Below are 26,022 nucleotides of genomic sequence, written 5' to 3' on the forward strand. Positions count from 1 at the left end.
GAAGCAAAAGCTTATAGCCCCCCGGCGCTGACGCTCCGACGATGGAAAACCAGGAAGCGGCAATACCGCCCCCAAAGCGAATTATTTATGCGTGACCACCGGCGTACAGGTCGGCGCGCTCAGCGACGGCGACGAACCTAAAATTCCCGGCATCATCAGCGACGAGCAATCGAAAATGCGGCCTTTTTCCGTGGTGGCGCGATAAGAAAGTTTTTGCCCGCCCAGCGCATCCGGCGGTGCGCCATTGACATTGGTCACGGTAATTTCGTCCGATGAGCCCAGGCCCAGCATTTTGGCGGTTTCCGCCTGCAGTAATGGAATGGCCTGATCGGTTTTCAGGGTGGAACAACCGGCTATCATCATCGTAACGGTTAAAGCGATAAGTGGTTTTTTCATAAATTATCCTTTATAACCAATCAGTTAAAATTATCGATTGGCTTTATGTTTTCTCTTATCCAAATCCTCGAATAATATATTTCCCTTTCCTAAACGAAAAAACCCTCCTAAAGTAGGGAGGGTTGATAATAATTCATCAGACCTATCTGAACTGTGAAGGCGAAAGGAGAATCCTTTGGGGCAGGATTATGCGTTGGTCGTTGATGACCATCCATTGGTAGCAAGCGGTATCGCTAACTTTCTCAGCACGCATTGCCGATTCAAACAGGCACATGTAGTGACCAATGAAGAAAATTGCTACCGTCACATTAGGGAAAATGGCCCACCGCGTTTACTGGTGATCGATTTTTGGCTCTCTTCCGGTACGGCGTTGAAATTACTCAAAGAAGTAAAACAACGTTATTCTCAGGTGCGTATTTTGGTGGTCAGCGGCGACGAAAATAACGATATCTGGCAGAAAGTGCACAATGCCGGCGGGCATGGGTTCGTATTAAAAAATGAACCCCCGGAATTATTCGCCAGAGCGGTTTTTGCGTTGAATAATAATCAGGAGTGGTTCCCGGAAGGAAATGAATCCGCCATTAAAAACAGTCATGAACATTTAAATAAATTCAATTTAACGCCGAGACAAATCGACGTATTGACTATGATGCTGCGCGGCCTGCCGAATAAAAGGATCGCGACGCAGCTGTCTATTTCCGAACCCACCGTGAAAGAGCATATCAGTAATATCTTAAAAAAGATCGGCGTCAACAGCCGGGTAGAAGCCATCACGCTGTTGCACGGCAAACGGGATCCGTCGCAATGACGTTTTTCCAGAATTTACAAAATGATGGCATCTCCTCACGCGCGCAGATCCGCCTGCTGGACAACACCTTCATGCGGTTGGTGTTCAGCTTCACCGCCGTGCCTTTCGTCGGCATCCCGTTCGCCATCTGGATTTATTTGCTGGGGGATGAACTCGGCCCAACCATTGCCTGGATCATGGTTTACCTGCTATGCGCCGTGGCGATCAGAATATGGCATCGGCGCTACCAACGCGAGGCCAAAGAAAATGATGAAGACGCCGTGCTGCGCCGCTGGCTGCCGCGCATTAATAAGGTGGCGTTTATTCACGGATTGGGGATCTCCTCACTCTATTTAATTACGCCGCAGACCCATAACTTTGACTTTTTTCTGCTGCTCAATATCAGCATCGCCGCGATCGTCGCCGCCAACGCAACGCATCTGACGCCGGTTATCAGCACCTTTACCCGCTTTTTCTTCGCTTCCTGGGGGCTGCTGAACCTCGGCATCATCTGGCGGCTGGAAGACGTGATGTTCATCGTGCTGATGCTGAACTTGCTGTACGGCTTCGCCATTTACCGCCACGCGTTAACCTCGCATGCGTTCTTTATCCAGCAGGCGTTGCTCGAAGAACAAAGCTCGCGCCTGGCGGAACAGTTCCGGCAAGCTAAAGAGGAGGCGGAACAGGCGCTGCTGGACAAGAACCAGTTCCTGACCACCGCCAGCCACGATCTGCGCCAGCCGGTGCACGCCATGGGCTTTCTGATCGAAGCCATCATCCACAAGAACCGCGACGACAGCCTGACGCCGCAGCTGCTGGATCTGCAACAGAGCGTGCGTTCGGTGCATTTGATGTTCAATTCGCTGCTCGATCTCAGCAAGATCGAGTCCGGCAACGTGCGCACCGCCGCCACCCATGTGGATATCGGCGCCCTGCTCGACTCGGTGATCACCCTGTTCCGCGAAGAGGCCAACAGCCGCTCCCTGGCGCTGCGCACCTGGCGGCCTAAACGGCGCATCAGCGTGATGGGCGATCCGCTGCTGGTGCGGCAATCGTTGATCAACCTGATCCAAAACGCCCTGCGCTACACGCAACGGGGCGGCGTGCTGATCGCCATCCGCCCGCGCGGCGCCGAGTGCCTGGTGGAAGTATGGGACACCGGCGTGGGCATAGCCGACGAAGAGAAAAGCAAAATCTTCTCCCCTTACTACCGCCCCGAACTGGCGTGGAAAATCGACAGCGCCGGCCACGGGCTGGGACTGGCGGTAGTGGCGCGCTGCGCCAAGCTGATGAAGGTGAAGTACGGCATGCACTCCGTCGAAGGCAAAGGCTCACGCTTCTGGATGCGCTTCACGCAATACATCGGCGAAGACAAAGCGCCGGAAACCACGGCCGCCTACGACAACACCGCCACGCCTACCCGCTATGCGCCGCTGCGCGGCGCCTGCCTGGTGGTGGACGACGATCCTTTGGTTACTTCAGCCTGGGAGAGCCTGATGAGCACTTGGGGCATCACCGTGCGCTGCGCGGCCTCCGCCGAGGAAGCCTTCGCCATTGTCGACGACGGTTTTACGCCGTTCGCCGTGCTGTGCGACCAGCGCCTGCGCTCCGGCGAGAGCGGTTTCGACATCCTGAAAGCGCTGTTCGAACGCCTGCCGGACGTGAGCGGCGCCATGGTCAGCGGCGAGTTCAACTCGCAGATATTGCAAGAGGCCGAGCAGGAAGGCTATCTGGTGCTGCGCAAGCCGCTGGAGCCGGCCAGGCTGCATGCGCTGCTGACGCAGTGGGGGGCGGGCTAAAGGTGGTTTGGCACCTCTTGGAACACTGTTTGCGGGCTAATAATATAAAAACTTTATTTAATACCTACTTCATCAATAGAGTATAGTGATGTTAAATAAACAAATAAGATATAGTTTAAAAAAAACAATAACATATAAACACTATAATCATCGATATTTATAAGTAGGTAAAAAAATGATAGCTTAGATCAAATAATTATTTTACTTGCAATCTCTGACTGAGCCACGGAAAGACTATCAGATTAAAATGGTGGAAAATTATGAGAAATATCAACTCAATAATAATGAGACTAGCTAAACGAGCTGAAAAATTACAAACTGAGCATCTGATCAAATCCTTCGTTGATGTTGGCCCTACATATACATTACTTTCAAGCACAGATAATCAAATAATGTTTGGGCGCAGAGGGACGGGAAAGACACACTTCTTAGCAGTGCTCAACAATGAAATATCTAATCGAGGGATTATCAGCGTACCTATTGACATGCGATTAATAGGCTCAACAGGAGGGATATTTTCAGATCAAAACATCCCCTTAAGTGAAAGGGCAACAAGACTGCTTTCAGATACTTTATGCAATATTCACGAGGTTATTCTAGATTATATATTTGAAAACGAAATAGATAAAACAACAGAGATAACGGAATTATTAAACAATTTTCTTGAACAAGCAACCGCATTAAACATAGAAGGTACATCTGAAGAGGAAATTGGTTCATCTAATAACATATCCAATAACTTCTCAATTAAATCAAATGCATCATTGAAAAGTATTTCCGCAGGAGTGGAACTCACAAAAAGCACTGCCATTGGAAGTTCAGAAAGAATAAAAACCACAGGAAAAAGAACTTTAAGAATTCATTTCAACTCAATAACAAAAAAACTTAACGACATTGTTTCAATATTGCCTCATAAGGAGCTTTGGATATTAATTGATGAATGGTCAGAGATTCCTTTAGATCTTCAACCTTATCTTGCAGAACTTTTAAGAAGGATATTATATCCTATTCCTAACATTACTGTAAAAATTGCAGCTATTGCTCATAGATGCAACTTCATGGAAGTGGACATGAATACTGGTGCCAGCATTGGTATAGAATTAGGTTCAGATGCTTCATCTGTGATAAATTTGGATGAATACATGGTGTTTGATAATGATAGCGATGCCGCCAAAAACTTCTTTAAAAACCTACTTCATCGCCATGTTTGCGCTATCGATAAAAACTCAATCTGCGATCGAGAGCCTAACCTATTTATAAATGATGTATTTACTCAAACTTCGGCTTTTGACGAATATGTAAGAGCAGTTGAAGGAGTTCCAAGAGATGCCATAAATATTATTTCATTAGCTGCACAGACTGCTTTATCAAACAAAATATCTATTTTTCATATCCGTAACTCCGCTCAAAAATGGTTTCAGGTCAACAAGCACGCCGCCCTTAACAGCAGGCCAGAAGCCGTGTCACTACTTGACAGAATAATAAACGAAGTTATTGGACATAGAAAATCTAGGGGATTCCTAATTAGCAATGAAAAAAATCATAAACTGATAGATTATCTATATGATATGAGAGTAATTCACGTTCTTAGGCAAGGTGTTTCCGCAAAAAATGCAGTCGGCAAAAAATATACTTTATACACACTCGACTATGGTTGTTATGTTGAGCTAATGTCCTCTAAGAATGCACCACTGGGACTTATTATTGAATCAGATGAAAATGATGAGTTACAGTATATAGAAGTTCCAAAATCTGATTATAGATCAGTAAGAAATTCGATATTAGATTTGGAAGAAGATAATGGTCAACTTAGGCTAAACCTTTTTACATCAACAGAACATCTTCAATTGCCAAATCATCAAAACAAAACAAAAAAATCAGTTGAAAGGTCTATTGATAAAAACCTTATAAATGCAATACCAGAAAACATTGGCATACTAAAGATCTATGGAACTATATACATACCAATAATATTAGTTTCCTTAGTCCTAAGAAAAGCAAAAGGATTCAAGAAAAGTAACGCATCCGAATTAACAAAAATAATTAATGAGCATATGGTGATTAATATTAACAGACCAAAAATATCTGCAAACAATATGTCTAGAGAATTAAGAAAGGATAGTATCCTGAAGTTATCCTGGCTTAATTATCATGAGAATGGTAGGCAACCACTATTCTCTCTAAATGAAAAATGGAGTGAATCTTGGGAGGAATATTTTAATAACTCAGCACCCACAATTTAAATTTTCACTATAAAGACGTTTAGGGGGGTTAATTAAAAAATCCATAATTGAAATAGGAACCCCCTTAACGTGAGTGTCCTGCGTTCAATCCGTAAGCCCATCCAGCAGCTGTTCCTTCGAGAACACTCGCCCTTCCGCTTTATCCTTCTCTGACAGCGTCAGCAATTTCTGCAGAGCAATGGCGTTCTCTCGCTTCTGCTGCTCATAGGATTCTATAACGTAGTTGATGGTCTCTACTTTCATCGTATCCCCAGGCGCTATCAATCATGCCAAGGTCCGAACATAGGCCAGATTTAGGCCACAAACAATGTTCGGCTTTACTCATGGCTGGAACCAGGCAGAAAAGATATGGCCATATAAAGAAAAACCCTCTGTAAAAACAGAGGGTTTCAGTCACTTCGGCCTAGTTACGAACAGGTTGCGGGAAGTGTCAAATCATTCCCACTCGATCGTCGCCGGCGGCTTGCCGCTGATGTCGTACACCACGCGGGAGATGCCGTCCACTTCGTTGATGATGCGGTTGGAGACGCGGCCGAGGAAGTCATACGGCAGGTGCGCCCAGTGCGCGGTCATGAAGTCGATGGTTTCTACGGCACGCAGGGAGACCACCCAGTCGTATTTGCGGCCGTCGCCCATCACGCCGACCGAACGCACCGGCAGGAACACGGTGAACGCCTGGCTGACTTTGTTGTACAGGTCGGCCTTGTGCAGTTCTTCGATGAAGATGGCGTCGGCGCGGCGCAGCAGATCGCAGTACTCTTTCTTCACTTCGCCCAGCACGCGCACGCCCAGACCCGGGCCCGGGAACGGGTGACGGAACAGCATGTCGTACGGCAGGCCCAGCTCCAGGCCGATCTTGCGCACTTCGTCTTTGAACAGCTCTTTCAGCGGCTCGACCAGGCCCAGCTTCATCTCTTTCGGCAGGCCGCCCACGTTGTGGTGCGACTTGATCACGTGCGCTTTGCCGGTGGCGGAAGCGGCGGATTCGATTACGTCCGGGTAGATGGTGCCCTGCGCCAGCCATTTCACCTGCTCTTGCTTGCAGGCTTCTTCGTCGAACACTTCAACGAACACGCGGCCGATGATTTTACGCTTGGCTTCCGGCTCGTCCACGCCCGCCAGTGCGGTCAGGAAGCGGTTTTCCGCTTCGACGTGCACGATGTTCAGGCCGAAGTGGTCGCCGAACATTTCCATTACCTGCTTGGCTTCGTTCAGGCGCAGCAGGCCGTTGTCGACGAACACGCAGGTCAGGCGTTTGCCGATGGCGCGGTGCAGCAGCATCGCGGTCACGGAGGAGTCGACACCGCCGGACAGGCCGAGGATCACGTGGTCTTCACCCACCTGCTCGCGGATGCGCTCGACCGCATCTTCGATGATGGTGGCCGGGGTCCACAGGGCTTCACACTGGCAGATGTCCAGTACGAAGCGCTCCAGCATGCGCTGGCCCTGGCGGGTGTGGGTCACTTCCGGGTGGAACTGCACGCCGTAGAAGCGTTTTTCTTCGTTGGCCATAATGGCGAACGGGCAGGTGTCGGTGCTGGCGACGGTCACGAAGTCGGACGGGATCGCGGTCACTTTGTCGCCGTGGCTCATCCACACGTCCAGCAGCGGTTTGCCGGCCGGGCTGATGGCGTCTTCGATGTCGCGCAGCAGCGCGCTCTCGTTGACGATTTCCACCTGCGCGTAGCCGAACTCGCGTTCGTTGGAGCCCTGCACATGGCCACCCAGCTGCATCGCCATGGTCTGCATGCCGTAGCACACGCCCAGCACTGGCACGCCGGCGTTGAACACGTAGTCCGGGGCGCGCGGGCTGCCGGCTTCGGTGGTGCTTTCCGGGCCACCAGAGAGGATGATGCCGCTTGGGTTGAATTCGCGGATCTGCTCTTCGCTAACGTCCCAGGCCCACAGTTCGCAGTAAACGCCGATTTCGCGCACGCGGCGGGCGACCAGTTGGGTGTATTGCGAACCGAAGTCCAGTATCATGATGCGATGCTTATGGATATTTTGTGTCATGTGAGGCGAATTCCAGCAACAAGAGAAAAAGAGCGAAAATGTGTGTTTCGGGATGGGGCTTAACGCCCCACCCCGGCCTCTCACTCAGGAGAGGTTAAGGCATTAGCCCATGCGGTAGTTCGGCGACTCTTTGGTGATGGTCACGTCGTGCACGTGGCTTTCCTGAATGCCGGCGCCGCTGATGCGCACGAACTCCGCCTTGGTGCGCAGATCGTCGATGGTGGCGCAGCCGGTCAGGCCCATGCAGGAGCGCAGGCCGCCCATCTGCTGGTGCACGATGGCTTTCAGCATGCCTTTATAGGCCACGCGGCCTTCGATACCTTCCGGCACCAGTTTGTCGGCGGCGTTATCGGTCTGGAAGTAACGGTCGGAAGAGCCTTTGGACATCGCGCCCAGCGAGCCCATGCCGCGGTAAGATTTGAACGAACGGCCCTGATACAGCTCGATTTCGCCCGGAGATTCTTCGGTGCCCGCCAGCATGGAGCCGACCATCACGCAGGATGCGCCCGCGGCGATCGCTTTGGCGATATCGCCGGAGAAGCGGATGCCGCCGTCGGCGATAACCGGAATGCCGGTGCCTTCCAGCGCTTCCACCGCGTCGGCGATGGCGGTGATCTGCGGTACGCCCACGCCGGTCACGATGCGGGTGGTGCAGATGGAGCCAGGGCCGATACCGACTTTCACCGCGCTCACGCCGGCTTCAGCCAGCGCTTTGGCGCCCGCTGCGGTCGCGACGTTGCCGCCAACGATCTGCAGATCCGGGTATTTGGCGCGGGTTTCGCGGATGCGCTGCAACACGCCTTCGGAGTGGCCGTGCGAGGAGTCGATCAGCAGAACGTCAACGCCTGCCGCCACCAGCGCGTCAACGCGCTCTTCGTTGCCGGCGCCGGCGCCGACGGCCGCGCCCACGCGCAGACGACCGTGCTCGTCTTTACAGGCGTTCGGTTTGCGTTCCGCTTTCTGGAAGTCTTTAACGGTGATCATGCCCAGCAGGTGGAAGCTGTCGTCCACCACCAGCGCTTTTTCTACGCGCTTTTCGTGCATCTTCTGCAGCACCACGTCGCGCGCTTCACCTTCTTTCACGGTGACCAGGCGATCTTTCGGCGTCATGACCGCGGTGACCGGCTGGGTCAGATCGGTCACGAAGCGCACGTCGCGGCCGGTGATGATGCCGACCAGCTCATTGTCTTCGGTGACGACCGGGTAACCGGCAAAGCCGTTGCGCGCGGTCAGCTCTTTCACTTCCTGCAGCGTGGTGGATGGGGTAACGGTCTGCGGGTCGGTAACTACGCCGCTTTCATGCTTCTTCACACGGCTGACTTCTTCAGCCTGGCGCTCGATGGACATGTTTTTGTGGATGAAGCCCAGGCCGCCTTCCTGCGCCAGCGCGATGGCCAGGCCGGATTCGGTAACGGTATCCATGGCTGCGGACAGCATAGGGATGTTCAGGCGGATGGTTTTGGTCAGTTGGGTGCCGAGCTCTGCGGTGTTAGGCAGAACCGTGGAGTGGGCTGGAACCAGGAGGACGTCGTCAAACGTCAGAGCTTCTTTAGCGATACGTAGCATGGGCAATATCTCACCAGGGTGGGCTGTGAAAAAGATAAAATATTGCCGCGGCATTATACAGAGCGGAATCGGTTGCCTCCAGCACTTTCTTACAAAAAGTCTTGATTACCTTTTTCAGCCATGTAGTATCGACCAATTAAGTGATTGTTTTGAAATTTGATCTGGGTCACATGTCGCTACCTGTTTCGCCTTCCATTTTTACCGTAAGCCGCCTCAATCAGACGGTTCGCCAACTGCTGGAAATGGAAATGGGGCAGATTTGGCTCTCCGCCGAGATCTCCAACCTCTCCCAGCCCGCCTCCGGCCACTGGTATTTCACGCTGAAAGACGATCGCGCCCAGGTGCGCTGCGCGATGTTCCGCAACAGCAACCGCCGCGTCACCTTCCGGCCGCAAAACGGCCAGCAGGTTTTGGTGCGCGCCAGCATCACGCTGTATGAACCGCGCGGCGACTACCAGCTGATCGCCGAGAGCATGCAGCCCGCCGGCGACGGCCTGCTGCAGCAACAGTTCGAGCAGCTGAAACAGCGCCTGAGCGCCGAAGGGCTGTTCGATCAGCAGTTCAAGCAGCCGCTGCCCGCCCCTGCCAAACGCGTCGGGGTGATCACCTCCGCCAGCGGCGCGGCGCTGCACGATATTCTGCAGGTATTGCAGCGGCGCGATCCGTCGTTGCCGATCGTCATCTACCCCACCTCAGTGCAGGGCGCGGAAGCGCCGATGCAGATCGTGCGCGCCATCGAGGCCGCCAACCGCCGCGACGAATGCGACGTGCTGATCGTCGGCCGCGGCGGCGGTTCGCTGGAAGATCTGTGGAGCTTCAACGACGAACGCGTGGCGCGGGCGATCTTCGCCAGCCGCATTCCGATCGTCAGCGCCGTCGGCCATGAAACCGACGTCACCATCGCCGACTTCGTCGCCGATCTGCGCGCGCCGACCCCTTCCGCCGCCGCCGAACTGGTCAGCCGCAATCAGCTCGAGCTGTTGCGCCAGCTGCAATCGCAGCAGCAGCGGCTGGAGATGGCGATGGATTACTACCTGGCGCAGCGCCAGCAGCAGTTCACCCGCATTCACCACCGTTTGCAGCAGCAGCATCCGCATCTGCGCCTGGCGCGCCAGCAGACGCTGCTGTTCAAGCTGCAGCGCCGGATGGAAGACGGCATGCAGCAACAGCTGCGCCTGGCCGCCCGCCGCAGCGAACGCGCCCAGCAGCGGCTGGCGCAGGTGCAGCCGCAGGGCCGCATTCATCGCTACCAACAGCGCGTGCAGCAGCAGGAATACCGCCTGCAGCAAGCAATGGAGCGGCAGCTCAACGCCTACCGCCAGCGCTTCGGCGTGGCCTGCAGCCAGTTGGAAACCGTCAGCCCGCTGGCGACGCTGGCGCGCGGCTACAGCGTGACGCAAACCCCGCGCGGCGAGCTGCTGAAAACCACCAAGCAGGCGCAGGTCGGCGAACTGCTGAAAACCCGCCTGCAGGACGGCTGGGTGGAAAGCGAGGTGAAAACCATCACCGTCGCCAAGAAGCCGCGCAAGAAACGCGCGGCCGAGTAACCCCTACTCCAGCGTAAAACGCTCGCCCGGTTCGCCGTTCACCCACAGCGCGCGCATTTCGCCTTCCGGCAGGCTGAGCGCCAACGTGCGCCAGGCCGGGCGGAAACGCCCTTCCGTCGTGATATCCAGCATGATGCGCTGATGGTCGCAGCGCATTTCCCAGCGCAGCCACAGCGCATCGCCCTGTCGCCAGCCTTCGCTTTCACCGTCGTCCTCAAACAACAGCCCGCTGCTTGCGCCGCAGCCCTTGAGCGGAAACAGCCGCAGCTCGCGCCGATCGTCGGCGGCCACGTCCACATGCGCCAGCCGCTGCGACAGCGGCAGCGCCGCCCCGGCGCGCACCAGCAGCGGCAAACGCTCCAGCGGCGCCGCCAGCGTCACCGTCTGGCCGCCGCCGAACCATTGGCCGCTGTAGAAGCAGTACCAGCCTTCGCCGTTGTCCGGCAGATATACCGAACGCCGGCGCTGCCCCGGCTCCACCACGCTGGCCACCAGCAGATCGCGGCCGATCAGAAAATCGTCGTTCTCGCCGAAGGTGCGCGCATCCTGTTCATGATCGAGAAAGGTCGGGCGCAGCATCGGCTCATCGTCGGCGCAGGCCTGCCACAACAGCGTGTAGAAATACGGCAGCAGTCGGTAACGCAGGTTGATCGCCTCGCGCACCGCCGGGGTGGCGGCCGGGTACATCCAGGGCTCGTTGACCGTGGCGTCGTCGTTCCAGGAGTGGATGGTGAAACGCGGATGCATCACGCCGTTTTGCACCCAGCGCACCAGCAGCTCCGCATCCGGTTTGTCGCCCGAGAAGCCGCCGACGTCGTGGCCAAGGTTATACAGCCCGGACAGGCTCATGCCCAGCCCCATGCGGATGTTGTAGCGCAGCGTCTGCCAGCTGGTACGGTTGTCGCCGCTCCAGGTCTGCACGTAGCGCTGCATGCCGGCGCAGCCGGAGCGCGAGATCAGATACGGCCGCTTCTGCGGCGCGAAGCGCTGCTGGGCCTCCATCGAGGCGCGCATCATCAGCAGCGGCATCACCGGGCGGATGTGCTTGATGGCGATTGGCCGCCCGAAGCCGTGGCAGCGCGCTTCGCCGTCCCACACTTCGTATTCGTTGTTGTCGTTCCAGGTCGAGTCGATGCCCATCTCCAGCAGCTGCTGCGTGACGCCCCGCTGCCACCAGCGCACCGCCGCAGGGTTGGTGAAGTCGAGGTGCGATCCTTCGTCGTCCCAGAAGCTGGAGCGCTCGGGCGCGTCGCTTTGCGAATCGCGGATAAACAGCCCCTGCGCCGCCACCTCCTGATACTGCGGGTGATCCTGCAGCAGGCACGGCTTGATGTTGGCCGCCAGCCTGAGGCCGGCGTCGTGAAACGCCTGGCTGAGCAGCTTGGGCTGCGGCACCTTGTCGTAATTCCAGTTGAACACGTAGCGCTTGTTGTTGATCGAGGTGTAGCCCGACGACAGCTGGAAGGAGTCGCAGGGAATGGCGTGTTGACGGCACAGCGCGATGAACTGCTGCAGCTGCTGCTGGGCATCCGGCGCGTCGGTGTAGTGCATGGTCGAGCCGCTGTAGCCCAGGCTCCACTTCGGTCCGAAGTGGGTGCGGCCGGTCAGGCGCACGAAAGCCTTAGTGACGTCCAAGACCTTCGGCCCGAGGAACAGGTAGTAATCCAGATCGCCCGCTTCGGCCTGATAGCGGCGATAGGCCGCGTGGTAGTTGTCGATCTCGTTGCCCAGATCCAACCAGCAGCTGCTCAGGTTGTCGTAAAACAGGCCGAAGCTCGCCTCCGGCCCGCGGGTGATGGTGAACGGAATGTGCTTGTACAGCGGATCGGTGCTGGCGGCGTTGTAGCCCATGGCGTCCAGGTTACGCATCTCGAAGCGGCGGCCGGTGCGCTCCAGATCGCCGGCCTTCTCCCCCAGGCCGTAATAACGCTCATCGGCGAAACGCCGCTGATAGTGCGCCACGCCGTCGCCGTGCGCATTGAGCAGGTAGGCGCTGGTCGGCCGATCCGCCGCCAGCGGCCGCCATTCGCCGGCGGCGTTGCAATATTCCCATTCCAGCCACAGCGGCTGATGCACCGTCACGCGCAGCAGCGGCGTGCTGACCATCAGCCGCTCGCCCTCCTGGCGCAGCTGGTAGCCCGGCAGGCTGAAGCCGGCGACGCTGAGCCGATCGCGCCCCTCCCAGGGCACATCCTCCTGCGGCGCGATGCTCCAGGTGCGATCCAGCGCCAGTTCGCCCTCACGTTTGATCAACACGCGGAACAGACCGTCTTCCAGCACGTACAGGCAGAAACGGTGGCGTTCATCGACCAGCAGCTCAACGTGGTCGGCATGCTGCGCCGCCAGCGTCCAGTTTTTCAAGGTTTTCATAAGCATTCCACTTAGCTGTGTGAAGGTGTTTTCTTACCGCCGCGTTCGGCGATCAGGGCAATCAGGAACAGGGCACCGATCAGATCGAAGAAGCCCATGGCGATGAACAGCGGGTTGAAGCCGATGGTGTCGGATACCGCGCCGATCAGCAGCGTGAACAGGAAGCTGGCGATCCAGGCGCTGGATCCGCGCATGCCGTTGACCGTCGCCATCTGGTTTTTATCGAACGACTCCACCACCAGCGCGCTGAGCATGCAGGAGATCACCTGGTGGCCGAAGCCGCCGATCGAGATCAGCGCGATCGCCACATAGGGATCTTGGGTGATCGCCACGAACGCCAGCGACACCATCAGGAAAGCGCCGGTCACCGAGCTGGCGACCACCGAGTTGACGCGGCTGCAGCCGAACCATTTGCGGTACAGGGTGGTGAGATAGCCGCTGGCGACGCTGCCGATATCCGCCGCCAGAAACGGCAGCCAGGCGAACATCGCGATCTGTTTCAGATCCATGCCGCGTTCGGTGGCCAGGTACAGCGGCACCCAGAAGCTGAATACCGCCCAGGCCGGCTCGGCGAGAAAGGCCGGGATGGCGATGCCGTAAAACTTCTTGTTCTTGCACAGGCTGGCCAGCGAGGTGAGGAACGGCAGCTTAGGCAGCACCGGTTCGTTGTCTTCGCGGATCAGATCCAGCTCTTGCTGGCTGAGGTTCGGGTGCTGCTGCGGCGAGTGGTAGAACAGCCACCACAGCACCACCCAGATCAGCGCCAGCCCGCCGGAGAACAGGAAGGCGCCCTGCCAGCCGAAAGAGACGTGAGCGATGACGATGATCGGCGGCGCCAGCATGGCGCCGATGGAGAAACCGACGCCGGCCCAGCCGGCGGCGATCGGCCGCTCCTTCTTCGGGAACCAGTCGGAGATCGCCTTGGCGTTGGCCGGGGTGGCCGCCGCCTCCGCGCCCCCCATGAAGAAACGCAGAATGGCCAGTTGCAGCCAGCTGCCTGCGCCGGCGTGCAGCATGCATACCACCGCCCAAATACCGGCGCAGATCAGAAAGCCCATCTTCAGGCCGATAACGTCGATCAGCCAGCCGCAGATCGGCTGAAACACCGTGTAAGCCAGTTGGAACGACGCCACCACCCAGGCATATTGCTCGGTGCTCATGTTCAGGCTGGTTTTCAGCTCCGGCGCCAGAATGCCCAGCGAGTTGCGGGTGATGTAGTTGACCGTGACACCCAGCAAGAACAGCGCCAGCATCCACCAGCGCAGCGATTTGAACTTGCGCCGGCCGCTCTGCGCGACCGCCTGATTGATCTCCACACTCATCGGTTCTCTCCCCGCGGCCGCCGGCTACGGCGACGCGCGTTTTGGTAGGGTACGTTGTGCTATCAAACACGGGGCGGTGAAAACGGGTCGGCGCCGTATCACTGGCCGACAGACAATCACAACCCCATGATTTATTTTTGTTTTCATTTTCGCACACCGTTAAAATTGGACTGACAGGTCGCTAAAATTGGTGTACCAATGCAGACTACTCAGCGAGAGCGCGCAGCGAAACGCTGTTTTTTGCAAAGATTTTCACAGGCGGGTGAAAAAATAGTCATAATGACCAAGAAATCCGGTCAAGACGCTGAAAATCTGCAATGAAAATATTCTCACGGACGAATTTGAAGGAGATCACAGAATGAACGGAAAGCTGAAAATTCAGGAGATCGCTCGCCAAACCGGGCTGTCGATCAGCACCGTTTCCCGCGTGCTGGCAGGCAAGGCCAACACCAGCGCCGAGGCGCGCCGCAAGGTGCTGGACTGTGCGCAGCAAAACGGCATTCTGCAGGGCATTTCCAGCGGCCGGCTGATGCTGAACAACGTGATGGTGTTCGCGCCGCAGCGCGCGTTCGACGTACGCACCGACATCTTCTACTACAAGGTCATTCAGGGTATCGCCGCCGCGCTGATGGAGCACGAGGTGCGCATCCGCTACTGCGGGCTGGAAGAGCAACACAGCGACGGCGCGCTGTTTCTGGAAAAGATGAGCGACCCGCACACCGAAGCGGCGCTGATCATCGGCATCGACGACGAGCATATCCACACCCTGGCCGCCGATCTGCACAAGCCCTGCGTGCTGATCAACTGCAGCGATCGGCAGATGCGGCTGGACAGCGTCTCACCGGATCATCAGCTGATCGGCGACTATTCCGCCAGCTACCTGTTTCAGCAGGGGCACAGCCATATCCTCAATCTGCAATGCCTGCGCCGCCACACCATGGAGCTGCGGCTGGCGGGCATCCGCCAGGCCTACGCCCGACATCATCTGCCGTTCGACGACGGCCGCCATCTGATCACCACCTCCGGCTTCGGCGGCGAAGAGGCCGAGCAGGCGCTGACCACCTATCTCGATGGCATCCACGGCCACGCCCCGCTGCCGACGGCGATCCTGGCCGGCGGCGACTACATGGCGGTCGGGGCGGTCAAAGCGCTCAACAAGCGGGGGCTGAGCGTGCCGGGTGACGTCTCGGTGATGAGCACCGACGGCTTCAATCTGGCGGAAATCCACGATGTGCCGCTGACCTCGGTGCAGGTGCCGCGCGACGAACTGGGTTACGAGGCGATCCAGCTGCTGCAGCGGCGCATGCTGCGCGCCGACGCGCCGCCGTGCAATCTGCTGCTGCACGGCCAGCTGGCGGTGCGCGCCTCGGTGCGACGCATCAGCCCGCACAAGACCGCGCCGGCGGTGAGCACGCATGACCACAGGCTTTATGACGAGTAGGCTACACTTAGGCACAGTGCATTCATTCGATGAGGTAAAATTTTTGCCTAAGGAGAGCCACTATGCCAGCCCAGCGCATGCGTTCCGTCATTCCTCCCTACATGCTGCGCCGCATCATTGAACACGGCAACGCCCCGCAGCGCGACTGCGCGCTGCACACGCTGAACCACGTGCAAAGCCTGCTCGGCAACAAGCCGCTGCGTTCGCCGACCGAGAAAAACGCCCGAGCCGGCGAAGCGCTCCGCGATATCTACGACGCCCAGAACGGCACCCAACTGCCCGGCAAACAGGTGCGCAAAGAGGGCCAGCCCAGCAACCACGATGTGGCGGTGGACGAAGCCTACGACTATCTCGGCGTCACCTACGATTTCTTCTGGCAGGCCTACCGCCGCAATTCACTGGATAACCAGGGGCTGCCGCTGGTCGGCAGCGTGCACTACGGCAAGGAGTACCAGAACGCCTTCTGGAACGGCCAGCAGATGGTGTTCGGCGACGGCGACGGCGAGATCTTCAACCGTTTCACCATCGCCATCGACGTGGTCGGCCACGAGCTGGCGCACGGCGTGACCGAGAGCGAAGCCGGGTTGATCTACTACCAGCAGTCCGGGGCGCTCAACGAGTCGTTGTCCGACGTATTCGGCTCGTTGGTCAAGCAGTTCCACCTGCAGCAAACCGCCGATAAAGCCGACTGGCTGATCGGCGCCGGGCTGCTCGCCGAGGGCATCAAAGGCAAAGGGCTGCGCTCGATGTCGGCACCCGGCACCGCCTACGACGATCCGCTGCTGGGCAAAGACCCGCAGCCCGCCAGCATGAAGGATTATATCCAGACCAAGGAAGACAACGGCGGCGTGCACCTCAACTCCGGCATCCCCAACCGCGCCTTCTACCTGGCGGCGACGGCGCTGGGCGGCTTCGCCTGGGAGAAAGCCGGTTACGTCTGGTATGACACGGTGTGCGACAAAGCGCTGCCGCAAAACGCCGACTTCGCCACCTTCGCCCGCACCACGGTGAAACATGCGCAAGCGCGTTTCGACCAGAGCGTGGCGGACAAGGTGCAGCAAGCCTGGCATCAGGTGGGGGTGGAATAATGAAACCGCTGCCGACGCTCAATCAGGATACGGTCATTGAGCTGGCGCGCGAGGGAGGCTTTGCCTACATTCCCAAACTGGCGGGCCAGCGCCGCATCGCGCTGGCCGATATCACGCCGGAGCAGCGGCAGCGCCTGAATCAGTTGCTGAACCAGACGCTGCCCTACGCGCAGGAAGAAGGCCAGCCCAGCTCCCCCGGCTGCGGCGACCAGCGCTACTACCGCGTGCAAATCAACTACACCAGCCCCACCCTGAGCACTGAGATCGTGCTGTTAATCCCGGAAAGCAGCGCGCCGCAGGCGCTGGTGGATCTGTGGAAAACCGGCCAGGTGGATGAGTGAGGACTTACAGCGGCTGATAGCTGAAATTCACCCGTTTTTTGGAGATCAGCCCGTGCCCGTTCTGGCACAGGTAATCCACCGCCCCGCAGGCTTTCAATTCATGCAGCGGCTGCCCGCACTCCGGGCAGCTCGCCAGCTGCCGATAATCGCGCTGGCAGGCTTCACAATGGTAGTGACCCGCTACCCACTTCATGGTCTGACGGCATTGCGGACAGTGCGCTTCCATAACGACTCCAGGTTAAATCGCGCCCCATGAGCGCAAGAAATAAATCCCCAACGCGGTGGTGAAGAACGAACCGACGGTGGTGATGGCGATAATGTTGGCCGCCAGCGTGGCGTTGCCGCCCATGGCGCGCGTCATCACATAGCTGCCCGACGCGGTCGGCGTGGCGGAAAACAGGAAGATAATGCCCAGCGCAGCCCCCTGAAACCCGCACAGCCAGCCGGCCAGCGTCATCAGGCACGGCACCAGAAACAGCTTGGCCGCCGACGACAGCGCCGCCACGTTGGACGAACGGAACATGGCGCGAAAATCCAGGCTGGCGCCGGTGCACAGCAGCGCCAGCGGCAGCGACAGCGCAGAGATATAGCTGCCGGTCTGGCGGATCACGGTCGGGATGCCCAGCCCGGTTTGCGCGTACAGCAGCCCGCACACCAGGCCGATGATCAGCGGGTTGGTAACGATGCTGCGCAGCAAAGACAGGTGGCTGATTTTCTTGCCCTGCCCGCCCTGCAGGCTGCGCGTGAGGGTGATGACCGACAGTATGTTGAACAGGATCACCGTCACCGTCAGGTACAGCGAAGCGAGCGCAATGCCTTCGCTGCCGTAGGCGGTCATGGCGTAGGCCAGGCCGACGATGGCGGTATTGGCGCGGAAACCGCCCTGTACGAACACCCCGCGCTCACGCGGTTCTTTCACCAGCCACTTGGCGGCCAGCTCCAGGAGCAGGAAGGTCGCCAGCGTGCCGACCGCGCCGAACAGCACCAGCGGCAGGTTGCCGAGCAGCTGCGGATGGTTGGTGGCGATGCTGAAAAACAGCAGGCACGGCAGCGCCAGATTGAACACCAGGCGGGTCGCGCCGTCGACGAAGCGGTCATCCATCAGGCGCCAATGGCGCAGCAGGATCCCCAACAGCATCATCAGCAGATTCGGCACGGTGACGTTAAACGCAAAACTCCAGGTTTCCCAGGACATGGTGTTCCTTCAGGCAGGCGAGGTAATCTTCAGATAATAAAACGATTTCGGGCCAATAAAAAAGGGGCGCGGCATCACTGCCGCGCCCCTCATGAGCGATTACTTGCTCTTTTTCAGGTGGCTCATCAGGCGCTTGCGCTTACGCATCTGGGTCGGCGTCAGCAGGTTGCGTTTGCCGGCGAACGGGTTGTCGCCCTCTTTGAACTGGATGCGGATCGGCGTCCCCATCACGTTCAGCGAGCGGCGGAAGTAGTTCATCAGGTAGCGTTTGTACGAATCGGCCAGGTCGCTGACCTGGTTGCCGTGGATCACCACGATCGGCGGGTTGTAACCGCCGGCGTGGGCGTATTTCAGCTTCACGCGGCGGCCGCGCACCAACGGTGGCTGGTGATCGTCAACCGCCATCTGCATGATTTTGGTCAGCATCGAGGTGTTTACGCGGCGGGTTGCGCACTCGTAGGCTTCCTGCACCGATTCGAACAGGTTGCCGACGCCGCTGCCGTGCAGCGCGGAAATGAAGTGCACGCGCGCGAAGTCGACGAAGCCCAGACGCAGGTCGAGCATCTCTTTCACGTGCTCGCGATCTTCTTCGCTCATGCCGTCCCACTTGTTGACCGCAATCACCAGTGAGCGCCCACTATTAAGGATAAAGCCGAGCAGCGAGAGATCCTGATCGGAGATGCCTTCACGCGCGTCGATCACCAGCAGCACCACGTTGGCGTCTTCAATCGCCTGCAGGGTCTTGATCACCGAGAACTTCTCGACGGTTTCAGTCACCTTGCCGCGTTTACGCACCCCGGCGGTGTCGATCAGCACGTATTCGCGTTCGTCACGCACCATCGGAATGTAGATGCTGTCGCGGGTAGTGCCCGGCATGTCATACACCACCACGCGCTCCTCGCCGAGGATGCGGTTAGTGAGCGTAGACTTACCTACGTTCGGACGGCCAACGATCGCCAGTTTGATCGGCAGATCCTGCGGGTTGAACGCTTCTTCTGGCTCTTCGTCTTCTTCGCCTTCCAGCGTTTCGCCGTTTTGCTCGGCCCAGTAAGCGGCGTTGGCCTCTTCCTCGGTCAGCTCGACGTCTTCCGGTTTTTCCGGCACAAACGGCACCAGCACGTGTTCGATCAGCTGGGTCACGCCACGGCCGTGGGAAGCGGCGATAGCGAACACTTCACCCAGGCCGAGCGAGTAGAAATCGGCGGTGGCGGTGTCCGGATCCAGGCCGTCGGTCTTGTTGGCCACCAGGAAGGTCGCCTTCTGGCGGCTGCGCAGGTGCTGGGCGATGCCCTGATCCGCCGGCATCAGGCCGGCGCGGGCGTCGACCATGAACAGCACGATGTCCGCCTCTTCGATCGCCAGCAGCGACTGACCGGCCATGCGCGTTTCGACGCCGTCTTCGGTGCCGTCGATACCGCCGGTATCGACGATGATGAATTCATTGCCTTCGATTTCAGCACGACCATACTTGCGGTCACGCGTCAGCCCCGGGAAATCCGCCACCAGCGCATCGCGCGTATGGGTTAAACGGTTGAACAAGGTGGATTTACCCACATTCGGGCGCCCGACCAGCGCGACGACAGGTATCATTGTTGAAGCCTCATTACTTAATAATCAATGCGTTACTGCACTGTGGATAGACACCAGCGGTACAGCTTATAAAAATACGAAACGGCCCCTGAACATTCAGGAGCCGTTTTCAAGCCTTGCGACGAGCGGCGTTAGCGGGTGAAAGCGTAAACTTTCCCGCCGCGAGCCTGGATGATCAGCTTGTCGCCGGCCACCATCGGCGCAGACAGGAAGCCGGAGCTGTCCACTTCCTGCTGGGCGACAAAACGGCCATCGGTGGTGTTAATCCAGTGCAGATAGCCTTCGGCGTCACCGGTCACCAGATAACCATTATACATCACCGGCGGCGTCAGGTTGCGGTGCAGCAGATCGCTCTGCGTCCACACGGTCACGCCGCCTTCGGTGCTGAGCGCGACTACGCGATCGTTCTGGTCGATCAGGTAGATGCGGCCCGCGTCGACGATGAAATCGTTCACCGAACCCAGCTCGCGTTTCCAGATAATCTGGCCGGAACGCAGATCCAGCGCCGTCAGGTTGCCGTTGTAGCCCAGCGCGTAGACCACGCCGTCAACGATCACCGGCGTGGTGTCCACGTCGTTCAGGCGATCGATTTCGGTCGCGCCGCTCGGCTGAGAAATACGCTGTTGCCAGATCAGTTGGCCCTGCTGCATCAGCACGGCGCTGACGCGGCCGTTGTCACCGCCGACGATGGCGGCGCCAAAGGCGACGGCCGGCGCGGATTCACCGCGCAGCGACAGCGAAGGCATGTCCAGGTTAACCGTCCATTTCACCGCGCCGTCGGCTTCGTTCAACGCCTGCAGCATGCCGTTGGAGGTGTGCACCAACACCATACCGTCGCTGACAACCGGACGGGAGATCGCTTCGCCGGCCACTTTGGTCTGCCAGGCGATGGCGCCGTCGGCGGTGTTCAATGCGTAAACCACCGCTTTTTCGCTGCCGACGTAAACCTTGTCACCCGCGACCGTCAGGCCGCCCGACAGCAGCGCAGACAGGTTGCTGGAGAAGAAGCCGGTCTTCTCGGAGAGATTGACCTTCCACTTCTCGTTGCCGCTGTCGGCGTCCATCGCTTTCACGATGCCGAAGCGATCGGCGGCGTAAATGGTGCTGTCCTGATAGGCCGGACGCAGGTGGGAGTAATACTCACCGATGCCGTCGCCCACCGAGGTGCTCCACGCCTTGCTCGGCGTAAACTGATTTTCAACTTTCGGCAACGGCGACATGGTAACCACGTCTTCTTCGCTGTTAAACAGCGAGCAACCACTCAGCAAGGCAGCGGAAACCAGTCCGACCAAGAGTGTTTTACGCAATTGCATGGGAATTCCCCTTAGCTGGACAAGTTATTCAATTTCATGCGCAGCAGAACCTGCAGCGCCTGAGAAGCGTTGGACTCAATGCCTTTGCTGTAAGCTTCGCGCGCGCCCTTGGCGTCGCCCTTGGCCAGCAGCACATCGCCGCGCACATCCTGCATCATCGCCGCCCAGCCTTCGCCTTTCACGCCATCCAGCGTTTTCAGCGCTTCATCCAGCTTTTTCTCCTGCAGCTGGACGCGCGCCAGACGCAGGTCGATCATCGCCAACAGGTTGTCGTCTTTGGTCTGGCCCTGCGCCAGCGCCAATTGCTGTTCCGCCTTGGCGAAATCATTCTGTTCGACAAAGTGCTTGGCCAACTGCAGCGCGGCCAATACGCCGTAGCTGTTGCCGTTAGCCTGGACAAATTTCTCCGCGGCAGCCACGTCATCCGGCTTGCCGGCCGCCAGACGATCGCTGGCTTCCTGATAGGATTGCGACGCAGCCATCATGTTGGAGTTTTCATGGCTCTGCCAGTAACGCCAGCCAACCAGGGCACCAATTCCGAGCACCACGCCCACCGCCAGCGCTTTGCCGTTCTCGGCAAAGAACCGACGCAGTGCGTCGACTTGTTCGTTTTCAGTGGTATAGACTTCCACGGCGTCCTTCTCCTTAACCTAACATCAAAGCCAGACGCGCAGCGACTTCGCTTTGCGCCAGCGTTTCTTGTTCACCACTGCGCAGGTCTTTCACCACCACCTGCTGCGCCGCCACTTCGCTCTCACCCAGGATCAGCGCGATGCGCGCGCCCCATTTGTCCGCACGGGTGATCTGCTTCTTGAAGTTGCCGCCGCCGTAATTGGTCATCAGCTTCAGCTGCGGCGCCGCGTCGCGCACCTGTTCAGCCAGCTGCATCGCCGCGCTCTGGGTGCCCGCGCCGGAAGAGATGACGTACACGTCGATAGCCGACGGCGCCTTGAATTCCGGGTTAACCGCCTGCACCAGCAACACCAGGCGTTCGAGGCCCATGGCGAAACCGACCGCCGGGGTGGCACGGCCGCCCAATTGCTCGACCAGGCCGTCGTAACGGCCGCCCGCGCAGACGGTGCCCTGCGCGCCCAGGCTGGTGGTTACCCACTCAAACACGGTGCGGTTGTAGTAATCCAGACCGCGCACCAGGCGCTCGTTAACGGTATATGGGATACCTGCCTGCGCCAAAAGTTCACACAGACCGGCGAAGTGAGCACGGGATTCTTCATCCAGGTACTCGGACAGGCGCGGCGCGTCGTTCAACAGCGCCTGCACCTCAGGATTCTTGGAGTCCAGCACGCGCAGCGGGTTGCTGTACATGCGGCGTTTGCAGTCTTCGTCCAGCACCTCGACGTGCTGCTCCAGGAACGCCACCAGCGCGTCGCGGTAGTTGGCGCGCGCCTCCAGCGAACCGATGGAGTTCAGCTCCAGCTTGACGTGCTCGGCGATGCCCAGCGCTTTCCACCAGCGGGCGGTCAGCAGGATCAGCTCGGCGTCGACGTCCGGGCCTTGCAGGCCGAACACTTCCGCACCCAGCTGATGGAACTGACGGTAACGACCCTTCTGCGGGCGCTCGTAGCGGAACATCGGGCCGATGTACCACAGACGCTGTTCCTGATTGTACAGCAGACCATGTTCGATGCCGGCGCGCACGCAGCCGGCCGTCCCTTCCGGACGCAGCGTCAGGCTTTCGCCGTTGCGGTCTTCGAAGGTATACATCTCTTTTTCCACGACGTCGGTAACTTCACCGATCGCGCGTTTGAATAACGGGGTCTGCTCTACAATCGGCAACCGGATTTCGCTGTAACCGTAGCTGCCCAGCACCTGCTTGAGGGTGCCTTCAATACGCTGCCATAATGCCGTTTCTTCCGGCAGGTAGTCGTTCATGCCGCGAATGGCTTGAATGTTCTTTGCCACGTGAGTTCTCTGTCCGTTGTCTGTAAAAATGAACCTGATTATAGGGACTTTGCCGCCCGGTATTCAACGCGGATGCGGTTTTCTGCCCTTCAGGCTCATAAACAAGCGGGCCAACAGGCCCGCCGTGTAGCAATAACGCTTATTTTTCCAGCAGGTTGACCGTGATGCGGTTGCTTTCGTCCATCATCGCGGCCTTGGCGCGAATTTTCGCTTCCAGCTGGTCGATCATCTGTTCGTTGTCGAAACGCTCTTTCTGGCGCACACCGTCTTCATAGAAGCCGCTCTTCTTGTGGCCGCCGGTCACGCCCATGGTGGACACCAGCGCTTCGCCCGGGCCGTTCACCACGCAGCCGATGATCGAAACGTCCATCGGCGTGATGATATCTTCCAGGCGCTGCTCCAGCGCGTTCACCGTGCCGATCACGTCGAACTCCTGACGCGAACAGGTCGGGCAGGCGATAAAGTTGATACCGCGCGCGCGGATGCGCAGCGACTTCAGGATATCGAAACCGACCTTCACTTCTTCGACCGGATCCGCCGCCAGCGAGATGCGCAGGGTGTCGCCGATGCCTTCAGACAGCAGCATGCCCAGGCCGATGGCCGATTTGACCGACCCGCTGCGTGCGCCGCCGGCTTCGGTGATGCCCAGATGCAGCGGCTGATCGATGCGCGAGGCCAGCAGGCGGTAAGACTGCACCGCCAGGAACACGTCCGACGCCTTGACGCTGACCTTGAACTGGTCGAAGTTGAGGCGATCGAGGATGCCCACGTGGCGCATGGCGGATTCCAGCAGCGCTTCCGGCGTAGGTTCGCCGTACTTTTCCTGCAGGTCTTTCTCCAGCGAGCCGCCGTTGACGCCGATGCGAATCGGGATGTTCTTGTCGCGGGCGCAGTCCACCACCGAGCGAATGCGCGATTCGTTGCCGATGTTGCCCGGGTTGATGCGCAGGCAGTCTACGCCGTATTCGGCAACCTGCAGCGCGATGCGATAATCGAAGTGGATATCGGCGACCAGCGGCACGTTGACCTGCTGCTTGATCAGCTTGAACGCCTCGGCGGCGTCCATGGTAGGAACCGAAACGCGGACGATGTCGACGCCCACGCGCTCCAGCGCTTTAATCTGATTAACCGTTGCTTCAACATCGGTGGTACGGGTGTTGGTCATCGACTGCACGGCAATCGGCGCGCCATCACCAATAGGCACCTTGCCGACGTAAATGCGTGTAGATTTTCGACGGTTGATGGGCGCTTGGTTATGCATTACTTACTCTCCATTGCTGCTCTGACATCACGACCGGTGCCGCGCGATTACTGCGCGGCGACGGACAGGCGAGCAACACGGTTTGACTTAACGAACCGGCTTAAATCAACCGGTTTACCCTGATACTGGATCTGAACTGCCGCCGGCGCGCCGATGGTCAGTTTATACGGCGCAGTGCCGGTCAGGTTCAGCTTGCCGCCCTGCTTCTGGGTGCCGCTGAACAGCGTCTTACCGCTCGCGTCGGTCACCTGCAGCCAGCAGTCGGCGGAGAAATCCATCACCAGCGCATTCGGATCGGCCACCGGCGCAGCCACGCCCGCATCGGCGGTCGGCAACGGCGCCTGTGCCGCCGGCGCGGTTTCCGGCAGGGTGGTCTGGCTTGGCGACACCACGGCAGGCTGCTGCTGAGCCGCGCTCGGCGCCTGGGCGGTCGCCGCCGGCGCCTGAGCCGCTGCGCCAGTATCGGCCGGCGCGGCGCTGTTGTCGGTCAACGGCACGTTGGTGCCGGTGTCGGCATTGCCGTCGGTCAGCGGCACGGACTGCCCTTCGTTATTCTGCGAAAGTTGCGCGGAGGACTGATCGGCCATGGTGGCGATCTCTTCCTGCTGGGCCTTGTGGTTTTGCCACCACCAGGCGCCGGTCAGGCCGATCACCACGAACACGATAAGCCAGGTGAAGCTCATCAGCCAGCCGTCGCGTTTCTTGCGGCGTTTGCCCAGCGAGAAGCTTTGCATCGGCGCCACTTTCGCCATCTTCAACGGCGCCTGCTTGGCCAGCATCGGCAGCAGTTCGTCTTCCGGCAAATGCACCAGCTTGGCGTAGGAACGGATGTAGCCGCGCACGAAGGTGGACGCGAGGTCAGCGGACACGCTGTCTTCCTCGATATCGCGCACGGTGGACATTTTGAGACACAGGCGTTCTGCAACGGTCTGTTGGCTCAGCCCGAGTTGCTCACGGGCCTGACGCAGGCGCTGGCCCGTCGTCATGGATACGGTTTTATCTTGGGAGGCTTCAGTATTCATTAGCTAAGAACTGCTGGTACTGTTTGGATTGTGGAAAACTTCGCGCTAGCTGCTTGCCATAGCGTTGAACGCTATCCTGACGGCCGGCTAACGCGGCGAAACGAATCTGTAACCATAAGCTGCTGGCGCTGGCCGGCAGAACATGCTGATAAACATCCAATAAAAGTTGCGACTGGGCGCGCTTCCCTTCTCCAAATTGCTTTTCGGCCTCCGCCAACAGCGGAGTGCCTTTGTCCGGATCGACTTTCAGCGCGCGGCTCAACAGCGTGCGCGCCTCATCGTTTTGTCCGGCCTTGAGAAAACAGTAACCTGCGTTTTCCAGGCTGTCGGCGACCTGGCCATAATCGGGCGCCAGCGCCGCAGCGCTAAACTGCTGTTGCGCCGGTACATACTGCCCTAAACCGCAAAGAAACGCACCGTAATTATTCAATACGGTGCCATTGCCCGGCGCAAGTTTGAGCGCTTGCCGATAACGCTGTTCGGCCGCGGCATTTTCACCGATCCGCTGCTCATAGAGTGCCATGCCCAACTGAGTGCGGTAATCCTGCGGAGCTGCGTCCAACGCCTTTTCCAGGTTCTGGCGCGCGGCGTCCATATCGCCTTGCTGCAGGTACTCCAGGCCCAGCTGCAACCGCGTCTGGCCCGCCTCAGAGACTTGCGCTTCCTTTTCCGGCGCTGAACCGGAACACCCGGCCAACAACCCGGCCGCCAGCCACACACCCCACAGTTTCAGCTTCATGCCCGCATTCATTTCCTTATCGGCCGTCAGCTAACGCCCGCCAGCGACACGCTTTCGCATAACAGGCTG

At 58.5% G+C, this 26,022-nt stretch carries 21 protein-coding genes and 1 pseudogene; 7 read left to right on the plus strand and 15 right to left on the minus strand.

Translation table 11 applies throughout. The features are described from left to right. Positions 1 to 81 precede the first annotated feature (81 nt). Positions 82 to 396 carry a hypothetical protein gene (locus REA38_RS21735; RefSeq protein WP_041036313.1) on the minus strand — a complete coding sequence of 105 codons (315 nt, stop codon included), beginning with the start codon at positions 394 to 396 and terminating at the stop codon, positions 82 to 84. 175 nt (positions 397 to 571) lie between these two features. Between REA38_RS21735 and REA38_RS21740 the strand changes: the two genes are divergently transcribed. From REA38_RS21740 to REA38_RS21750, 3 genes are all read left to right on the plus strand, one after another. Then, complete coding sequence (locus REA38_RS21740; RefSeq protein ID WP_128884863.1) at positions 572 to 1,204, plus strand: response regulator transcription factor; 633 nt, start codon at positions 572 to 574, stop codon at positions 1,202 to 1,204. Beyond that, positions 1,201 to 2,982 (plus strand): hybrid sensor histidine kinase/response regulator, encoded by a 1,782-nt coding sequence (locus REA38_RS21745; RefSeq protein ID WP_308886609.1) that lies wholly within the window; start codon positions 1,201 to 1,203, stop codon positions 2,980 to 2,982. Before REA38_RS21740 ends, REA38_RS21745 begins: the two co-directional genes overlap by 4 nt. 260 nt (positions 2,983 to 3,242) lie before the next feature. Beyond that, positions 3,243 to 5,225, plus strand: a complete 1,983-nt coding sequence (locus REA38_RS21750; RefSeq protein WP_308886610.1) for a hypothetical protein — start codon at positions 3,243 to 3,245, stop codon at positions 5,223 to 5,225. 84 nt (positions 5,226 to 5,309) lie between these two features. Here REA38_RS21750 and REA38_RS21755 read toward each other — a convergent pair. The 3 genes and pseudogenes from REA38_RS21755 to guaB form a co-directional block, all read right to left on the minus strand. After that, positions 5,310 to 5,447, minus strand: a pseudogene (locus REA38_RS21755) (type II toxin-antitoxin system Phd/YefM family antitoxin); the annotation flags it as partial. A 213-nt stretch (positions 5,448 to 5,660) separates the two neighbouring features. Next, entirely contained in the window at positions 5,661 to 7,238 is a 1,578-nt protein-coding gene (gene guaA, locus REA38_RS21760) for a glutamine-hydrolyzing GMP synthase (RefSeq protein WP_308886611.1), read from the minus strand. A 102-nt stretch (positions 7,239 to 7,340) separates the two neighbouring features. Further along, positions 7,341 to 8,804 (minus strand): IMP dehydrogenase, encoded by a 1,464-nt coding sequence (guaB, locus tag REA38_RS21765; protein WP_033635581.1) that lies wholly within the window; start codon positions 8,802 to 8,804, stop codon positions 7,341 to 7,343. Between the two features lie 170 nt (positions 8,805 to 8,974). Between guaB and xseA the strand changes: the two genes are divergently transcribed. Further along, positions 8,975 to 10,351 (plus strand): exodeoxyribonuclease VII large subunit, encoded by a 1,377-nt coding sequence (xseA, locus tag REA38_RS21770; RefSeq protein WP_031299944.1) that lies wholly within the window; start codon positions 8,975 to 8,977, stop codon positions 10,349 to 10,351. Positions 10,352 to 10,354: 3 nt separating this feature from the next. On the opposite strand, the gene REA38_RS21775 is transcribed toward xseA, so the two are convergent. Continuing rightward, entirely contained in the window at positions 10,355 to 12,721 is a 2,367-nt protein-coding gene (locus tag REA38_RS21775; RefSeq protein ID WP_308886612.1) for a glycoside hydrolase family 31 protein, read from the minus strand. Positions 12,722 to 12,732: 11 nt separating this feature from the next. Beyond that, entirely contained in the window at positions 12,733 to 14,043 is a 1,311-nt protein-coding gene (locus REA38_RS21780) for an MFS transporter (protein WP_033635583.1), read from the minus strand. 358 nt (positions 14,044 to 14,401) lie between these two features. Here REA38_RS21780 and REA38_RS21785 point away from each other — a divergent pair, with 358 nt between their 5' ends. The 3 genes from REA38_RS21785 (at position 14,402) to REA38_RS21795 (ending at position 16,913) form a co-directional block, all read left to right on the plus strand. Further along, positions 14,402 to 15,484, plus strand: a complete 1,083-nt coding sequence (locus REA38_RS21785) for a LacI family DNA-binding transcriptional regulator (RefSeq protein ID WP_308886613.1) — start codon at positions 14,402 to 14,404, stop codon at positions 15,482 to 15,484. 62 nt (positions 15,485 to 15,546) lie between these two features. After that, positions 15,547 to 16,572, plus strand: a complete 1,026-nt coding sequence (locus tag REA38_RS21790; protein WP_033648910.1) for a M4 family metallopeptidase — start codon at positions 15,547 to 15,549, stop codon at positions 16,570 to 16,572. Further along, positions 16,572 to 16,913 (plus strand): protealysin inhibitor emfourin, encoded by a 342-nt coding sequence (locus REA38_RS21795; RefSeq protein ID WP_033648911.1) that lies wholly within the window; start codon positions 16,572 to 16,574, stop codon positions 16,911 to 16,913. The genes REA38_RS21790 and REA38_RS21795 overlap by 1 nt, the downstream gene beginning before the upstream one ends. Positions 16,914 to 16,917: 4 nt before the next feature. On the opposite strand, the gene REA38_RS21800 is transcribed toward REA38_RS21795, so the two are convergent. The 9 genes from REA38_RS21800 to pilW all read right to left on the minus strand — a co-directional run bounded on the left by REA38_RS21800 (position 16,918) and on the right by pilW (position 25,953). After that, on the minus strand, positions 16,918 to 17,139 hold the full coding sequence (locus REA38_RS21800) for a zinc ribbon domain-containing protein (protein ID WP_033648912.1): 222 nt from the start codon (positions 17,137 to 17,139) through the stop codon (positions 16,918 to 16,920). A 12-nt stretch (positions 17,140 to 17,151) separates the two neighbouring features. Then, a complete protein-coding gene (locus tag REA38_RS21805) occupies positions 17,152 to 18,108 on the minus strand; it encodes an AEC family transporter (protein WP_033648913.1) in 957 nt (318 codons plus the stop codon). Between the two features lie 99 nt (positions 18,109 to 18,207). Continuing rightward, the gene (gene der, locus REA38_RS21810) at positions 18,208 to 19,698 is read right to left on the minus strand and encodes a ribosome biogenesis GTPase Der (RefSeq protein ID WP_004941442.1); all 1,491 of its coding nucleotides are present in this window, start codon (positions 19,696 to 19,698) and stop codon (positions 18,208 to 18,210) included. Positions 19,699 to 19,829: 131 nt separating this feature from the next. After that, positions 19,830 to 21,011 (minus strand): outer membrane protein assembly factor BamB, encoded by a 1,182-nt coding sequence (gene bamB / locus REA38_RS21815; protein WP_033635590.1) that lies wholly within the window; start codon positions 21,009 to 21,011, stop codon positions 19,830 to 19,832. Between the two features lie 11 nt (positions 21,012 to 21,022). After that, positions 21,023 to 21,643 carry a YfgM family protein gene (locus REA38_RS21820; protein ID WP_033635592.1) on the minus strand — a complete coding sequence of 207 codons (621 nt, stop codon included), beginning with the start codon at positions 21,641 to 21,643 and terminating at the stop codon, positions 21,023 to 21,025. Positions 21,644 to 21,656: 13 nt separating this feature from the next. Beyond that, entirely contained in the window at positions 21,657 to 22,931 is a 1,275-nt protein-coding gene (gene hisS, locus REA38_RS21825) for a histidine--tRNA ligase (RefSeq protein WP_033635593.1), read from the minus strand. 139 nt (positions 22,932 to 23,070) lie between these two features. Next, the gene (ispG, locus tag REA38_RS21830) at positions 23,071 to 24,192 is read right to left on the minus strand and encodes a flavodoxin-dependent (E)-4-hydroxy-3-methylbut-2-enyl-diphosphate synthase (protein ID WP_308886614.1); all 1,122 of its coding nucleotides are present in this window, start codon (positions 24,190 to 24,192) and stop codon (positions 23,071 to 23,073) included. A gap of 47 nt (positions 24,193 to 24,239) precedes the next feature. Continuing rightward, positions 24,240 to 25,214, minus strand: a complete 975-nt coding sequence (gene rodZ, locus REA38_RS21835) for a cytoskeleton protein RodZ (protein WP_308886615.1) — start codon at positions 25,212 to 25,214, stop codon at positions 24,240 to 24,242. Further along, positions 25,204 to 25,953, minus strand: a complete 750-nt coding sequence (pilW, locus tag REA38_RS21840) for a type IV pilus biogenesis/stability protein PilW (protein WP_033638557.1) — start codon at positions 25,951 to 25,953, stop codon at positions 25,204 to 25,206. Before pilW ends, rodZ begins: the two co-directional genes overlap by 11 nt. Positions 25,954 to 26,022 lie beyond the last annotated feature (69 nt).

Source organism: Serratia sp. MF1(2023) (assembly GCF_030954545.1).
Lineage (GTDB): Bacteria > Pseudomonadota > Gammaproteobacteria > Enterobacterales > Enterobacteriaceae > Serratia > Serratia sarumanii.

Coding starts and splice junctions, on each gene's coding strand:
- REA38_RS21735 (WP_041036313.1), bottom strand. CDS start 396: ATGAAAAAACCACTTATCGCTTTAACCGTTACGATGATGATAGCCGGT.
- REA38_RS21745 (WP_308886609.1), top strand. CDS start 1,201: ATGACGTTTTTCCAGAATTTACAAAATGATGGCATCTCCTCACGCGCG.
- REA38_RS21750 (WP_308886610.1), top strand. CDS start 3,243: ATGAGAAATATCAACTCAATAATAATGAGACTAGCTAAACGAGCTGAA.
- guaA (WP_308886611.1), bottom strand. CDS start 7,238: ATGACACAAAATATCCATAAGCATCGCATCATGATACTGGACTTCGGT.
- guaB (WP_033635581.1), bottom strand. CDS start 8,804: ATGCTACGTATCGCTAAAGAAGCTCTGACGTTTGACGACGTCCTCCTG.
- xseA (WP_031299944.1), top strand. CDS start 8,975: ATGTCGCTACCTGTTTCGCCTTCCATTTTTACCGTAAGCCGCCTCAAT.
- REA38_RS21775 (WP_308886612.1), bottom strand. CDS start 12,721: ATGAAAACCTTGAAAAACTGGACGCTGGCGGCGCAGCATGCCGACCAC.
- REA38_RS21780 (WP_033635583.1), bottom strand. CDS start 14,043: ATGAGTGTGGAGATCAATCAGGCGGTCGCGCAGAGCGGCCGGCGCAAG.
- REA38_RS21785 (WP_308886613.1), top strand. CDS start 14,402: ATGAACGGAAAGCTGAAAATTCAGGAGATCGCTCGCCAAACCGGGCTG.
- REA38_RS21790 (WP_033648910.1), top strand. CDS start 15,547: ATGCCAGCCCAGCGCATGCGTTCCGTCATTCCTCCCTACATGCTGCGC.
- REA38_RS21795 (WP_033648911.1), top strand. CDS start 16,572: ATGAAACCGCTGCCGACGCTCAATCAGGATACGGTCATTGAGCTGGCG.
- REA38_RS21800 (WP_033648912.1), bottom strand. CDS start 17,139: ATGGAAGCGCACTGTCCGCAATGCCGTCAGACCATGAAGTGGGTAGCG.
- REA38_RS21805 (WP_033648913.1), bottom strand. CDS start 18,108: ATGTCCTGGGAAACCTGGAGTTTTGCGTTTAACGTCACCGTGCCGAAT.
- der (WP_004941442.1), bottom strand. CDS start 19,698: ATGATACCTGTCGTCGCGCTGGTCGGGCGCCCGAATGTGGGTAAATCC.
- bamB (WP_033635590.1), bottom strand. CDS start 21,011: ATGCAATTGCGTAAAACACTCTTGGTCGGACTGGTTTCCGCTGCCTTG.
- ispG (WP_308886614.1), bottom strand. CDS start 24,192: ATGCATAACCAAGCGCCCATCAACCGTCGAAAATCTACACGCATTTAC.
- rodZ (WP_308886615.1), bottom strand. CDS start 25,214: ATGAATACTGAAGCCTCCCAAGATAAAACCGTATCCATGACGACGGGC.
- pilW (WP_033638557.1), bottom strand. CDS start 25,953: ATGAAGCTGAAACTGTGGGGTGTGTGGCTGGCGGCCGGGTTGTTGGCC.